The sequence below is a fragment of the Exiguobacterium sp. s35 genome (genome assembly GCF_018617535.1).
Taxonomy (GTDB): Bacteria; Bacillota; Bacilli; order Exiguobacteriales; family Exiguobacteriaceae; genus Exiguobacterium; species Exiguobacterium aestuarii.
Window position 1 is genome coordinate 481317 of sequence record NZ_JACSKI010000001.1, and the last position, 13322, is coordinate 494638.

The 13322-nt window shown below is 47.1% G+C and carries 17 protein-coding genes; all 17 read left to right on the plus strand.

Features of this window, described 5'->3' with window-relative positions:
• Genes KNO75_RS02470 through KNO75_RS02550 form a run of 17 tightly spaced genes read left to right on the plus strand, consistent with a single transcriptional unit; the run spans position 1 to position 13310 of the window.
• Entirely contained in the window at positions 1 to 570 is a 570-nt protein-coding gene (locus KNO75_RS02470; RefSeq protein WP_214819664.1) for a MotE family protein, read from the plus strand.
• Positions 571 to 592: 22 nt separating this feature from the next.
• Positions 593 to 1657 carry a flagellar hook-length control protein FliK gene (locus KNO75_RS02475; protein WP_214819666.1) on the plus strand — a complete coding sequence of 355 codons (1065 nt, stop codon included), beginning with the start codon at positions 593 to 595 and terminating at the stop codon, positions 1655 to 1657.
• The gene (locus KNO75_RS02480; protein ID WP_214691822.1) at positions 1629 to 2057 is read left to right on the plus strand and encodes a flagellar hook capping FlgD N-terminal domain-containing protein; all 429 of its coding nucleotides are present in this window, start codon (positions 1629 to 1631) and stop codon (positions 2055 to 2057) included. Before KNO75_RS02475 ends, KNO75_RS02480 begins: the two co-directional genes overlap by 29 nt.
• 17 nt (positions 2058 to 2074) lie before the next feature.
• Positions 2075 to 2944 (plus strand): flagellar basal body rod protein FlgG, encoded by an 870-nt coding sequence (gene flgG, locus KNO75_RS02485; protein WP_074034702.1) that lies wholly within the window; start codon positions 2075 to 2077, stop codon positions 2942 to 2944.
• On the plus strand, positions 2944 to 3162 hold the full coding sequence (locus tag KNO75_RS02490; RefSeq protein WP_031421671.1) for a flagellar FlbD family protein: 219 nt from the start codon (positions 2944 to 2946) through the stop codon (positions 3160 to 3162). Before flgG ends, KNO75_RS02490 begins: the two co-directional genes overlap by 1 nt.
• A complete protein-coding gene (locus tag KNO75_RS02495) occupies positions 3155 to 3607 on the plus strand; it encodes a flagellar basal body-associated FliL family protein (protein ID WP_214788798.1) in 453 nt (150 codons plus the stop codon). The genes KNO75_RS02490 and KNO75_RS02495 overlap by 8 nt, the downstream gene beginning before the upstream one ends.
• A gap of 9 nt (positions 3608 to 3616) precedes the next feature.
• Entirely contained in the window at positions 3617 to 4606 is a 990-nt protein-coding gene (gene fliM / locus KNO75_RS02500) for a flagellar motor switch protein FliM (RefSeq protein WP_214788795.1), read from the plus strand.
• Complete coding sequence (gene fliY, locus KNO75_RS02505; RefSeq protein ID WP_214794079.1) at positions 4603 to 5721, plus strand: flagellar motor switch phosphatase FliY; 1119 nt, start codon at positions 4603 to 4605, stop codon at positions 5719 to 5721. The genes fliM and fliY overlap by 4 nt, the downstream gene beginning before the upstream one ends.
• Before the next feature lie 13 nt (positions 5722 to 5734).
• Positions 5735 to 6100: a response regulator gene (locus KNO75_RS02510; RefSeq protein WP_074034690.1), complete on the plus strand. Its 366-nt coding sequence runs from the start codon at positions 5735 to 5737 to the stop codon at positions 6098 to 6100.
• Complete coding sequence (locus KNO75_RS02515) at positions 6097 to 6591, plus strand: flagellar biosynthetic protein FliO (RefSeq protein WP_214794076.1); 495 nt, start codon at positions 6097 to 6099, stop codon at positions 6589 to 6591. The genes KNO75_RS02510 and KNO75_RS02515 overlap by 4 nt, the downstream gene beginning before the upstream one ends.
• Positions 6588 to 7253, plus strand: a complete 666-nt coding sequence (gene fliP / locus KNO75_RS02520) for a flagellar type III secretion system pore protein FliP (protein WP_074034688.1) — start codon at positions 6588 to 6590, stop codon at positions 7251 to 7253. Before KNO75_RS02515 ends, fliP begins: the two co-directional genes overlap by 4 nt.
• 11 nt (positions 7254 to 7264) lie before the next feature.
• The gene (gene fliQ, locus KNO75_RS02525; protein ID WP_015881403.1) at positions 7265 to 7537 is read left to right on the plus strand and encodes a flagellar biosynthesis protein FliQ; all 273 of its coding nucleotides are present in this window, start codon (positions 7265 to 7267) and stop codon (positions 7535 to 7537) included.
• Positions 7534 to 8304, plus strand: a complete 771-nt coding sequence (fliR, locus tag KNO75_RS02530) for a flagellar biosynthetic protein FliR (RefSeq protein ID WP_214794074.1) — start codon at positions 7534 to 7536, stop codon at positions 8302 to 8304. The genes fliQ and fliR overlap by 4 nt, the downstream gene beginning before the upstream one ends.
• A complete protein-coding gene (flhB, locus tag KNO75_RS02535; RefSeq protein WP_214819668.1) occupies positions 8301 to 9395 on the plus strand; it encodes a flagellar biosynthesis protein FlhB in 1095 nt (364 codons plus the stop codon). Before fliR ends, flhB begins: the two co-directional genes overlap by 4 nt.
• A gap of 13 nt (positions 9396 to 9408) precedes the next feature.
• Positions 9409 to 11430, plus strand: coding sequence for a flagellar biosynthesis protein FlhA (gene flhA, locus KNO75_RS02540; protein WP_285800642.1), 2022 nt, complete (start codon positions 9409 to 9411; stop codon positions 11428 to 11430).
• On the plus strand, positions 11431 to 12492 hold the full coding sequence (locus tag KNO75_RS02545; RefSeq protein WP_214788776.1) for a flagellar biosynthesis protein FlhF: 1062 nt from the start codon (positions 11431 to 11433) through the stop codon (positions 12490 to 12492). It abuts the gene before it with no gap.
• Positions 12471 to 13310: a MinD/ParA family protein gene (locus KNO75_RS02550; RefSeq protein WP_214788773.1), complete on the plus strand. Its 840-nt coding sequence runs from the start codon at positions 12471 to 12473 to the stop codon at positions 13308 to 13310. Before KNO75_RS02545 ends, KNO75_RS02550 begins: the two co-directional genes overlap by 22 nt.
• The last annotated feature ends 12 nt before the right edge of the window (positions 13311 to 13322 follow it).

Sequence of the window (13322 nt, forward strand, 5' to 3'; positions counted from 1 at the left end):
ATGGCAAAAGAGAACAATAAACGAGGCAAACAAATGATTGTGGCGTTAGTCCTCATCCCAGCAATCTTCATCTTGGTTGGCGGAATGGTCGTCATGAACTACGCGATGGACCGTCCACTTTTATCCGTACCATTCCTACCAGTTAGTGAGGATGGAAATACAGCAGAAACACCGAAGACATCTGAGACGAAAGTAAACGTGACAGGGATCGACAGTGACGCCACGAACCGGTTGAAAGCAGCAAACAGTGAGATTGAAAAACTTCGAAATGAAAATGTGGAACTGACGAATGAAGTGAAAGCGCGACAAGAAGAAATCACCGATTTAATTCGGGAACGTGACCGACTCGTCTCCGAGCTAGCGGCAGCCACAACAGAAAAAGAAACCACTTCTGACATTGTCAGTGTGTATGAAGAGATGTCCGCCAAACAAGCGGCGGCCATTATGGGGGAACTAGAGAGTCCACAGGTGGCGGAATTGCTTAAAGAATTATCACCAAAGCAACAGGCGGATATTTTAGGGCGGATGAATGCGCAGCAGGCTGCGGTTGTGACGCAGCTTCTCCAGTGAACATGGGAAAGGAGGACACACATTGAATATCGCATTATTATCACAAGCGATTCAAGGTTCGATGGCACGTACCGAAGCGACAGATGGGAATTCACAAGGAACGGGCGGCTTTTTAAGTCTCCTCTCGGCGATGCTCGCACCAATGCAAGGATCCGGAGAGCAGACAGCGCTTCCTCAACTTGAAGAAGGTGCACTCCCTGAAGAGTCAGTCGACTTTGAAAAAGTGGCACAGGAACTCGAAACGTGGTTTCAAAAACCTGACACATTGAATTGGCTAAAATCACTTCCGCAAGATGCGTATCGGACGTTTATGGATGCATATGTAGGTGTACTCGGACAATTGTCTACGTCATCTGGAAATGTTGATTCAGCGCTCCCAATCGTTGCTCAGGCGGTCGCAACAAGTAGTGACATCGTGCAAAAGACGGATTTGTCTGCAAAAACAGGGTTGACACAGACTGTGCCAAATCAAGAACTTGGGAAGCACGTTCAAACGATTCAACGGGTGGTCACACAGTTTAATGGACCAGCCGGCAATATGAAGGAAGTTCCCGTTCTACCACAAGTTGAAACCGTGAAAGTGGCGAAAGCGCTCCCTCAGGCAAGTGGTGTTGACTGGTTACCGAAAGGATTAAACTGGTCGCGACCACAAATTGATGTAGAAACCGTCATGTACGCCTCAAAAGGTTCCTTACCTGAAAACTTACAGGCGAGAATTGAGTCCGCGCTTCAAAAAGCACCGTTTTCGAGCGGAGCGGACGGTTCGAAAGTGTTTACGGTACGTCTATATCCAGAACAACTCGGTGAGCTCGTCGTCAAGCTTGAACGACATAACGGGGAACTCGTCGTCAAATTGTTCGCAAGCAATCAAGAGGCGAAACAATTGCTTCAGTCACAAGTTCAGCAGTTGCAACAAACGTTAACGCCTCACTCCCAAAACGTTCGGGTCGAGGTCAACTTGACACAACAAGCACTCGACACGAAGTCGGCGTTGCCAGATGGCTCCGAGCAACCGGAACAGGAGCAATCGCAGGAACAACCAAAAGGAGGGTCTGAGGATGACGAGCATCCAACCGAAGACGAATGATTTTACACTGCCAGACCAGTCACTTCCAAAAGCGACAAATCAATATGACAAAGACATGTTTATGAAGTTGCTGCTCGCTCAAATTGCGAACCAGGACCCAATGTCGCCGATGGAAGACCGTGAGTTCATCGCTCAGATGGCTCAATTCTCTTCACTTGAACAGATGCAAACGATTTCGAAGCAACTCGACTCTGTGCTGGTCGACCGCCATATGGCTTCGATTTCCGAATTTAGCAGCATGATTGGTAAAACGATTGACTACAGTTCGGAATCGAGTGAAGAAACGACGAAAGGCTCGGGTCGTGTCGTCTCGATTTCTCGATCTGATTTAACTGGATACATGGCCGATCTTGAAGACGGCACATCGGTCAGCGTGTACGACATCACTTCCATCAAATAAGTATAGGAGGAATTATTATGTTAAGAGCAATGTACTCAGGGATCAGTGGTCTGAAGAACTTCCAATCGAAATTAGACGTCGTCGGGAACAACATCGCCAACGTCAACACGTTCGGTTATAAAAAAGGTCGTGTCACGTTCAAAGACCTCGTCAGTCAACAAGTCGGTAGTGCGTCAGGCGGTAATGGGGCGACGGCCGGAGGGATTAACCCTAAAGAGGTCGGTCTTGGTGGAACGATGGCGACTGTCGATAACGTCTACAACCAAGGAGCGATGCAAAATACGGGACGTGCGTTAGACGTCGGTATTTCAGGAGAAGGTTTCTTCGTCACAATCGTCAACGGTCAAGCGCAATACACACGTGCCGGTAACTTCTATACGGACAACAACGGTGACTTGGTAACAGGTGAAGGAACTTACTTGTTAGGAACGGGTGCGAAACCTGCGGCTAACCTTCCTGCGCCGAACTTGACTGGAAATATTCCTGACGTCGTAGCTGGATCGACGGCTTACGGTAAAATCTCAATTCCAACAGACGCACGTTCATTGTCAATTGGAAAAGACGGTCAAGTGAGCTATGTCGACGCAGCCGGTGCGTTGCAGACGGCAGGTTATATCGTGACGGCGAACTTTAGCAACAACGCTGGTTTATCGAAAGTCGGCGCCAACAACTTCTTGCAATCACAAAACTCAGGTGATCCACTCATCGGAGCGGCCGGTGATTTAGGGCGAGGTAACCTCGTTTCGGGCGCACTTGAAATGTCGAACGTCGACCTTTCTGAAGAATTTACAGAAATGATTGTGGCACAACGTGGTTTCCAGGCGAACACACGAATCATTACAACATCGGACGAGATTCTTCAAGAGCTCGTTAACTTGAAACGCTGATGATTCGCGTCACAGCATTTCGGGGTGAGGAGTTCGTGCTCAACGCTTTGCTGATCGAAACAGTGAAAGCAGAGCCTGACACGATAATCCAACTGTTTAATGGCAAAACGTATCTCGTGAAAGAAACGAAAGATCAAATCATTGAACGAACTGAAGCCTTTTACCGCTCAATCGGTTTAGTCGGAACGATGTTCACAAGAGGTGAAGAAGATGAGTGAAGAAGAAAAGAAAAAAGGTGGCGGCCTGAAAGTTGTTATCATTTTACTAGTCGTCTTACTCGTCATGGGCGGAGCCGGTTTCATGACGTATAAGTACGTTTTCGGTGACAACGTCACAGCAAAAACGAAACCGGTCACCGCTGAAGAGTTGGCGGAGCGAAGTTTCATGACCGACGACATGACGACGAATATTCAAGATGAGCGTTTCATCAACGTTCAATTCACGATTGTCACAGATTCGCTTGAAACAAAAGAGAATCTAGAGCTGCGCAAGTTTCAAGTGCATAATGTCATTCTTGGTGACTTGGCCGGGATGACAAAAACACAGTTGGCAACGAAAGAGGATATGCAAAAGTTTGAACAGACATTACGAGAACAACTTAACGGACTGCTTGAAGAAGGTGAAGTCCAACGCGTCTATATGACGAAGAAAATTATTCAGTGAGGTGGCATCATGGGAGAAGTACTGTCTCAACAAGAAATTGATGCCTTACTATCTGCACTAAGCAGTGGGGATGTCGAAGCGGATTCCTTTCTCGCGCAAGAAGAAGAAAAGAAGGTTCGGCAATATGACTTCAAACGAGCCGTTCGATTTTCTAAAGATCAAATTCGAAGCCTGACTCGGATTCATGAGCATTTCACACGTATGTTGACGACGTTTTTCTCGGCACAACTTCGCACTTATGTTCAATTCACCGTCAACTCGGTCGAACAACTACCGTACGATGAATTCATTCATTCTATCCCGAGTATGACGATGATTAACTTGATTGAAGCGCCGCCGTTAAACGGAAGATTCATCATCGAAGTCAATCCGAACATCTCTTATGCGATGCTCGATCGTCTACTTGGTGGACCGGGTGTGGAAATGGACAAGATTGAGTCGTTCACAGAGATCGAGATGCGAATTTTGACGCAATTGTATAAACGTGCCTTTTCAAGTTATGGAGATGCATGGGAGTCAATTGCAGAAATCAAGGCAGAAATGGCTGCTGTCGAAGTGAATCCGCAGTTCCTTCAACTCGTTTCACCTAACGAGACGGTCGTCCTCATCTCCATTGGAGTGACGATTGGGGAAGTGAGCGGGACGATTAACGTTTGTCTTCCGTTCGTGACAATTGAACCTGTCTTGTCGAAACTTTCGAGTCATTATTGGATGCAGGAAGCGAATCGTCGGAATGCGAGTCAATCGAGCAAAGAGCCACTCAAAGCCCAGTTGATGAACTCGACGGTCGAGGTTGTCTCACTACTCGGAGAGACGACAATTACGTTCGGCGATCTGCTGCATCTTGAAGTTGGGGATTGTTTGGCACTCGATCAAGTGGCAAAAGAGCCTCTATCCATCATGGTAGGGGAAAATAAAGTATTTAAAGGGCAAGTCGGTGTGAGCGGGAAGCGGATGGCGGTTCAAGTGCTTCACCGTGTGAAGGAGGAAGAGCAATGAGTGAAATGCTGTCACAAGATGAAATTGACGCGTTACTACGTGGAACAAGTGACAATACGCCGACGCCAAAGGCGGAAAACGAAGAGCATTTAGATTCGATGGAAAGCGATGCTCTCGGGGAAATCGGAAACATTTCGTTTGGAAATTCGGCAACGGCTTTGTCAACGTTACTACAGCAAAAAGTAGAAATCACGACACCGGTTGTCAGTGAAGTGAGAATCGAGGAGTTGCGTGAGCGTTATCCTACGCCACATGTCGCATTACGTGTTGGGTATACGGAAGGGATAAAAGGGGAGAATGTCCTCGTTTTGACTCGCGAAGATGCCGCTATTATCTCTGACCTCATGTTAGGTGGGACAGGGGAGAACGTCGATCCTGAAAGCCTTGATGAGATTCGCTTATCAGCCGTTCAAGAAGCGATGAACCAAATGATGGGCGCAGCCGCGACATCTTTATCGACGGTGTTTTCGAAGAAAATTGACATCTCTCCACCACTTGTCGAGGTGTTTGACGCAACAAAAAATCAAACGATTATCGATCGTCTTGAACTTTGGGAAACGATGGTGCTCATTGAGTTCAATCTCAAAGTAGGTACATTGATTGATTCCACAATCGTTCAAATTGCTCCAATTCAATTCGGAAAGCAATTAGTCGATGAATTGATGAAAGCGACCGGTGAAGCACAAACGGCAGTGGAGCCTGTAAAAGAACAACCGAAAGCCGAGGCCCCGAAACCTCAGCCGCAAGCTCAACCGCAGGCGCAACCACAACCGGAAAAGCAAAAATCGATGCCAGAGGTCGCGGTAAGCCAAGCAGAATTCATGCCGCTCCAATCACCAGCTCCACAAGAGTCTGTACCGGCAAACCTAGGGCTATTATATGACGTGCCGTTAAACGTGACAGTCGAACTAGGCAGAACGAAAAAATCTGTCCGGGAAGTACTCGAGTTATCACAAGGTTCCATCATCGAGCTCGACAAGCTAGCTGGCGAACCGGTTGATATTTATGTCAACCAACAACGAATTGCTAGAGGAGAAGTTGTCGTGATTGAAGAAAACTTTGGGGTACGTGTAACAGAAATTATTCAACCGCATGAGCGGATTGGAATCGTCTAAGGAGGAATTTAGAATGAGTGCAAAAGTATTAGTAGTAGATGACGCAGCGTTCATGCGCATGATGATCAAGGATATTTTGACAAAGAACGGATATGACGTAGTAGGTGAGGCAGAAAACGGAGCTGACGCGGTCGTGAAGTATCGTGAGCTCACACCGGATCTTGTCACACTTGATATCACGATGCCAGAGATGGATGGTCTCGCGGCATTAAAAGAGATTCGCAGCTTCGACTCGAATGCAAAAGTCATTATGTGTTCGGCAATGGGGCAACAAGCGATGGTCATCGATGCGATTCAAGCAGGTGCGAAGGACTTCATCGTTAAGCCGTTCAACGCGGAACGTGTCATCGAAGCGGTCTCTAAAACGGTCGCACAATGAAGAAATGGTGGTTGATTATTCTCCTCGTGGTCGGACTTTTTGTTCCGGCCACGGTTGAGGCCGCCACCGTAGACCAACAATTCGAGCAAAAACAGACAGAAGAATTGGAAAGTAACGTTCCAACGACAGCGTCAACGATTGGGAATGGCGTGAAAGTCGTGTTGAGTCTCGTAGTCGTGGTCGGCGGTTTTATCGTCTTGATGCGTTGGCTCGGTTCCAAAACACAAGGTGTGAAAGCGACTCAGCATATGAAACACCTCGGAGGCGTCCCACTCGGAAAGGACCGTTCCGTCCAACTTGTGAAACTCGGGGATCAAGTCTATGTCCTCGGCGTCGGGGAATCGATTCAATTGATTGATCGACTCGATGCGGAAGCGATGGATGAAGAGCAGTCAGAGCCTTTATCACTCCGAACGACGAATTCGAATGCATTTTTAGATACCTTTAAGAAACAACTTGCTCAATTAGAAGAAGTGAGGAAGAAGTCATGACAACGTTTGAGCAATTAATCAATTTAGAGACACCAGACAGTACGTCAACTTCGATCAAACTCTTGATTTTATTGACGTTATTGACACTTGCCCCTTCTTTTTTAATTTTGATGACATGCTTCACACGTGTCGTCGTCGTACTATCTTTCATTCGACCGGCGCTCGGTACACAACAAACACCGCCAAACCAGTTGATTGTCGGATTGGCTTTGTTCATTACATTGTTCGTCATGTCTCCCGTTCTCTCTGATTTGAATGAGAACGCGTTAAAACCTTATCTCGATGACAAAATCTCACAAGATGAGGCGTTTGATGAAGCGAGCGGGACGATGAAAGAATTCATGTCGAAATATACAAGACAGGAAGATTTGCAACTGTTTTTGAAATATGGGAACTACGAGCAACCTGAATCACTTGATGATGTACCGCTTCTCGCTCTCGTTCCGGCTTATGCGATTAGTGAGTTGAAAACGGCTTTCCAAATCGGATTCATGATTTTCTTGCCATTTTTAATTATCGATATGGTCGTCGCAAGTGTGCTCATGTCGATGGGGATGATGATGCTACCACCGGTCATGATCGCCTTACCGTTTAAATTATTACTATTTGTATTGGTCGATGGCTGGCACTTGATTGTGGAATCATTGCTTAGAAGTATGTAGGGGGAACGGACATGACACAAGAAATGGTCATTTACTTGGCAACAGAGAGTGTGTGGACATTATTAAAAATTTCAATGCCGTTGCTGCTCATCTCACTGATTGTCGGTCTCGTGATCTCGATTTTACAGGCCACGACTCAAATTCAAGAACAGACGCTTTCGTTTGTTCCAAAAATCATCTCGGTCTTCATCGGTCTTGTCATTTTTGGACCGTGGATGCTTCAACAAATTGAGGGGTTCACACGATTGATTTTTGAGCTGATGGTCGAGGTTGCGTCGAAATGAACGCAGTTGACTTCATCAGTATGTACGGTCTGACGTTTGCGCGACTCTCTGGCTTTTTTGTCAGTGTCCCATTGTTCTCGACGAGACAGTTGCCGGTCATGCACCGGGTAGGCTTCAGTGCATTTTTAGCGTATTACGCTATGTTCACCATCACCGAGCCGATTCAAATGACGAATGGGTTTGTGCTTCAGGTCGTGTATGAGGTCATGATTGGGCTTTTACTCGGTCTATTGATTAACATTCTCTTTTTCGCTCCGCAAATTGCCGGAGGGGTCATCGACCTTCAACTTGGACTCGCGATGGCTTCCGCATACGATCCGATGTTTGGCGGACAGTCACCACTAATTGGACGATTTTATTATATTTTTACGCTGTTCATTTTATTGACGAGTAATTTACATTTACTCCTGATTGACGGCATTTATTACAGTTTTCAAATCTATCCACCTGGTCAACCGATGATTAACTTCACGGAAGCCTCACTCATGATGGCAGTGAAAGTGGTCACGATGACGATGATGGTCGCCTTGCAATTGGCCTTGCCGATGATGGCATCTTTATTGCTTGTCGATTTGGCACTTGGTTTTTTAGCAAAATCGGCGCCACAGTTCAATATCTTTGCAATCGGCTTTTCCTTCAAACTGATTGCCGGATTTGCCGTCATGGTCTTGTTGATGGGATTGACACTGACAGGTATTAGTCAGTTCATTCCGTTATTACAAGACGTGATGCACGATTTTATGCTCATACTAGGAGATGCCTCATGAAGAAGCCTCTATATCCTTTATCGGTCAATTTGCAGTTTTTTGCAGGTGAAAAAACAGAAAAAGCGACACCGCGTAAACGAGAGGATTCACGAAAGAAAGGGCAAGTCGCCAAATCCGCTGATTTGACGGGAGCATTCGCGCTCTTTGCCATGTTTCTCATGCTGTCATTCTTCGGACCGATGATTGGGCAACAGTTGCTCTCATTAGTCGGAGATTTACTCAGCCCCCAATACTTACTGTTCAATATATCTGAGGGCATGTCAGGGATGATCATCGACTTGATGCTTCGAGTCGGACTGATTTTGGCGCCATTCTTTATCGTCGCTGTCGTGTTTGGGATTCTCATCAATTATTTACAAGTTGGAACGCTTTTTTCCTTAGAAGCGATCCAGCCAAAGCTCGAGCGAATCGACCCGATTAAAGGGGTGAAACGTATCGTCAGCATGAAAGCGGTCGTCGAATTTTTAAAGTCCTTATTCAAATTTTTAATCATCCTGACAACCGCTATCGCTGTCCTTTGGCAAAACCAAAAAGAATTGTCCCGGATGGCCATCGAACAGATTCGAGAATCCATCGTCGCGCTCGCAGGGATCACGATTGAACTTGGTCTCTGGGTGAGTGTCGCATTGCTCGCACTCGCATTACTCGACTTTTTTTATCAACGATTTGATTTCGAAAAATCGATTCGAATGTCAAAGCAAGACATAAAAGACGAGTATAAAAACTCAGAAGGTGACCCGCTGATCAAATCCAAGATTAAGCAACAACAACGAGAAATGGCGATGCGACGCATGATGCAAGAAATTCCGAATGCCGACGTCGTCATCACGAACCCGACCCATTACGCGGTCGTCATCCGCTACGATGATACGAAAGACTTTGCCCCGCTCGTTGTGGCAAAAGGGGTCGACCGAGTCGCCTTTCATATTCGAGATGTCGCAAAAGAGCACAATGTGGCGATTGTTGAGAACAAGCCGCTTGCACGGGCGCTATATGCGCAAATCGATATCGGAGAAGTGGTAGACGAATCGTTCTATCAAGCGATTGCGGAAGTGCTCGCATTCGTCTATCAAATGAAGCAACCGTCTTGAGGAGGAGTATGTGTTGGCAGTAAAAGCGAAAGACTTTGCAGTTTTGATTGGTGTCTTGATGATTGTCATCATGCTGATCATCCCGTTACCGGGCTTTTTATTAGATTTTTTAATCATCGTAAATATTTTAATCGCCCTCATGATCTTACTAGTGGCGATGAATGCCAGAGAAGCGCTCGACTTCTCCGTATTCCCTTCCCTCTTATTGATTGTGACGTTGTTTCGTCTCGGTTTGAACGTATCGACGACCCGTTCGATTCTCTCAAACGGTTACGGAGGGGAAGTCATTGCGACGTTTGGTGATTTCGTAATCGGAGGAAATGTCCTTGTCGGATTCGTTGTCTTCCTCATTCTCGTCATCATTCAGTTCGTCGTCATCACAAAAGGTGCCGAGCGTGTATCTGAGGTATCTGCCCGCTTCACGCTCGATGCGATGCCAGGGAAACAGATGGCCATCGATGCTGACTTGAACTCCGGACTAATTGACGACAAGGAAGCGCAGATGCGTCGCCGTAAAATTCAAAGCGAGGCCGATTTTTATGGTTCGATGGATGGGGCATCCAAGTTCGTCAAAGGGGATGCCATCGCTGGTATCATCATCGTGACGATTAACTTGATCTTCGGAATCATTATCGGTGTCGTTCAAATGGGATTACCGGTCGGAGAAGCGTTCACAACGTTCTCGCTCATGACAATCGGGGACGGACTCGTCAGTCAAATCCCAGCACTCTTGATTTCAACGGCAACCGGAATTATCGTGACCCGTGCCGTCTCGGACGGCAATTTAGGAGAAGATGTGATCGACCAGCTTGGTCAAAACCCATCGCTTCTCTATATCGCCGGCGCCATCGTCTTCATGCTCGGTTTCGTGTCACCACCACTTATCCCGGTGACGATGATCATCGCAGGTACGGCCTTCTTCGGAGCCTATACGATGCGACGCAACATCCGGCAGGCGACGGAGGATCCAATCATGGAAGAAGAGCCCTCGACAGCTCCGACGGAATCTGTCGTCTCGCTCTTACAAATCGATTCGATTGAATTCGAATTCGGGTACGGATTGATCCCACTTGCGGATGAGTCGCAAGGCGGTGACTTGTTGGACCGTGTCGTCATGATTCGTCGTCAACTCGCGCTCGAGCTCGGATTCATCTTGCCGACGGTTCGGATTCGCGACCATTTACAGCTTTCGCCGAACGCGTATCGCATCAAGGTGAAAGGAAACGTCGTCGCAGAAGGTGAGTTGTTGCTCGACCATTACTTGGCGATGAGCCCAGGGATTGAAGACCCGGAAGTATACGGGATTGAAACGACGGAACCGGCATTTGGTCTTCCGGCCCTCTGGATTGATGAGGAGACACGGACGCGAGCAGAAATGAGTGGATATACCGTCGTGGATCCGCCGTCCGTTGTCGCGACACATCTGACCGAAACGCTGAAGAAACATGCTGCCGATTTACTCGGTCGTGAAGAAACGAAACAACTCGTCGAGCATTTGAAGGAAACCCATCCAGTTCTCGTTGAAGATGTAACGCCTTCAGTGCTTTCAATCGGTGAAATTCAAAAAGTGTTACGTCACTTATTACAAGAAAATGTATCGATTCGAAACTTACCTCTTTTGTTCGAGACAATGGCTGACTACGGGAAAGTGACAAAAGATGCAGAAATCCTCGGTGAATATTGCCGTCAAGGGTTGTCACGCCAACTGACCGACCAAGTCAAACCACCTGAAGGTCCATTGTATGTGGTCACGTTAGGTGGTCAGACGGAACAGACCGTTCAAGACGCCGTACAAAAGACGGAGTTTGGGAACTACTTGGCACTCGACCCAGAGCAGGCGCGCGACATTATCGAGCGCACAGGAGAACAACTGTCGATGTTTGAACGGTATGGAGCGTCAGCGGTCATTTTATGTTCACCGACGATTCGACTATTTGTTCGACAGTTGCTTGAACGATACTATCCAGATGTTCCCGTATTGGCATATAACGAATTACTCAGTTCCGTTGAAGTGAAAAGTATTGGGGTGATTTAAATGCAGATTAAAAAATTTACAGCGAAAACGATGGCTGAAGCGATGACGAAAGTGAAGCAAGAGTTAGGTGATGAAGCGGTGATCCTAAATTCACGGCAAGTGAAGACCGGATGGTTCGGTTTATTCGCTTCGAAACAAGTGGAAGTCATCGCTGCACTTGAAAAAGAGCAAACGGTCACGAAACCTAGACAGTCTGTATCGGTTCAAACAAAGCCGATTCAAACGGTATCACCTCAAACACCACCAGCACCTCGTATGGTAGGAGGAGCGGCGCCAAGACTCCATACGTCACTACAACATGTCGAAGCGTTACTTTCGACGGAGTCGTTCGCGGAAGAATCGTGGGAAGAGACGTTGAACGAGCTCTACTATACGACGAAGTCTGTAGAAGCGGCTGAACAGTACGTGTATGAACAAGTCAAATCGTCCTTCGGCGAGCCACCTGAGGCGAAACGTTATGTCATGGTCGTCGGACCGACCGGCGTCGGTAAAACGACGACACTTGCCAAACTAGCTGCGCATTTCAAGTTGAAAGAAGGCAAGACAGTCGGGTTGATCACGACTGACACATATCGAATCGCAGCCATCGAACAGTTGAAGACGTACGCTGAAATTATGAGTATCCCCGTCGAAGTGGCATATGATTTCCATGACTTTAAGCGGGCAAAGCAATTATTTGCCCGAAAGGACATCGTGTTGATCGACACGGCAGGTCGCAACTTCCGAGATCCTGCGTACGTGGAACAGTTTCACGAACATCATGACTTTACGGAAACGAGTTTATCGCTCGTGTTAAGTTTGACATCAAAAATGAAAGATATGGATATGATCTACTCCCAGTTCGAGTCACTCCCACTCAGTTCGCTCATCTTCACAAAAGCAGATGAGACGAGTGACATTCACGCGATGTATCGAATGGTGAAAAAGAGCGGTCTTCCTGTCGCATGGATGACGGACGGTCAAGAAGTGCCGGATGATTTGATTCGTGGAGATGCGGATGCGTTGACGAAACGACTGTTTGAGAAAGAAGGGTGGACAAGATGGACCAAGCAAGGCGTTTAAGAGCAATCAATGATGTCCATCCGACGACCATCGCCTTTGCGAGCGGGAAAGGCGGTGTCGGAAAGACGAACGTATGCGTGAACACGGCTATCGCTCTTTCAGAGCTCGGAAAGCGGGTATTGATTGTCGATTTTGATATCGGGATGGCCAACGTCCATATCTTGATGAATGCAATGAAGTCGAGAACGATGATGGAGTCCGTAAAAGCTCGTATTCCATTGGCTGCAGCTGTTCAGAAAAATGTGCATGGTGTCGATATATTACATGGAGGGAGTGGACAAGACCAACTCGTCCATCTCTCAGAAGATGACATGCAATTTCTCATGCGAGAACTCGAAGTACTGACCGCATATGATTACGTCCTCTTTGATATGGGCGCCGGGGCGACGGATACCTCGCTGCAATTTATTGCAGGGTGTGATGAAATGTTTTTGATTTTAACGCCGGAACCGACCTCGCTCATGGACGGATACGCATATACAAAACTAGTGCATCATCAATATCCAGACTTACCGCTGGGTGTCATCGTGAACCGAGCCCAGTCTGGAGAGGAAGCACTACAATGTTTCGAACGGATGGAAGTCGCATGCAAGCAGTTCTTAAATAAGACGATTCGATTCCTCGGATTTTTACCAGATGACCCTTCAGTCAGAAAGGCAGTCATCGCCCAAGTCCCGTTTTATCAATACAATCGAAAAAGTGATATTAGCTGGCGGCTCGAACGAATTTTGACAACGCTTACGGGAACGCCTCCGAAACCACGTCACTTGATGGACCGTTTGATGGGGAACTTACGGAAACAGTGGAACCGAGTATAACGACAGGGAGGC

What these genes read in the sequence shown, in the direction of transcription:
- KNO75_RS02470 (WP_214819664.1), top strand. Translation starts at nt 1, where the DNA reads ATGGCAAAAGAGAACAATAAACGAGGCAAACAAATGATTGTGGCGTTA.
- KNO75_RS02480 (WP_214691822.1), top strand. Translation starts at nt 1,629, where the DNA reads ATGACGAGCATCCAACCGAAGACGAATGATTTTACACTGCCAGACCAG.
- flgG (WP_074034702.1), top strand. Translation starts at nt 2,075, where the DNA reads ATGTTAAGAGCAATGTACTCAGGGATCAGTGGTCTGAAGAACTTCCAA.
- KNO75_RS02490 (WP_031421671.1), top strand. Translation starts at nt 2,944, where the DNA reads ATGATTCGCGTCACAGCATTTCGGGGTGAGGAGTTCGTGCTCAACGCT.
- KNO75_RS02495 (WP_214788798.1), top strand. Translation starts at nt 3,155, where the DNA reads ATGAGTGAAGAAGAAAAGAAAAAAGGTGGCGGCCTGAAAGTTGTTATC.
- fliM (WP_214788795.1), top strand. Translation starts at nt 3,617, where the DNA reads ATGGGAGAAGTACTGTCTCAACAAGAAATTGATGCCTTACTATCTGCA.
- fliY (WP_214794079.1), top strand. Translation starts at nt 4,603, where the DNA reads ATGAGTGAAATGCTGTCACAAGATGAAATTGACGCGTTACTACGTGGA.
- KNO75_RS02510 (WP_074034690.1), top strand. Translation starts at nt 5,735, where the DNA reads ATGAGTGCAAAAGTATTAGTAGTAGATGACGCAGCGTTCATGCGCATG.
- KNO75_RS02515 (WP_214794076.1), top strand. Translation starts at nt 6,097, where the DNA reads ATGAAGAAATGGTGGTTGATTATTCTCCTCGTGGTCGGACTTTTTGTT.
- fliP (WP_074034688.1), top strand. Translation starts at nt 6,588, where the DNA reads ATGACAACGTTTGAGCAATTAATCAATTTAGAGACACCAGACAGTACG.
- fliQ (WP_015881403.1), top strand. Translation starts at nt 7,265, where the DNA reads ATGACACAAGAAATGGTCATTTACTTGGCAACAGAGAGTGTGTGGACA.
- fliR (WP_214794074.1), top strand. Translation starts at nt 7,534, where the DNA reads ATGAACGCAGTTGACTTCATCAGTATGTACGGTCTGACGTTTGCGCGA.
- flhB (WP_214819668.1), top strand. Translation starts at nt 8,301, where the DNA reads ATGAAGAAGCCTCTATATCCTTTATCGGTCAATTTGCAGTTTTTTGCA.
- KNO75_RS02545 (WP_214788776.1), top strand. Translation starts at nt 11,431, where the DNA reads ATGCAGATTAAAAAATTTACAGCGAAAACGATGGCTGAAGCGATGACG.
- KNO75_RS02550 (WP_214788773.1), top strand. Translation starts at nt 12,471, where the DNA reads ATGGACCAAGCAAGGCGTTTAAGAGCAATCAATGATGTCCATCCGACG.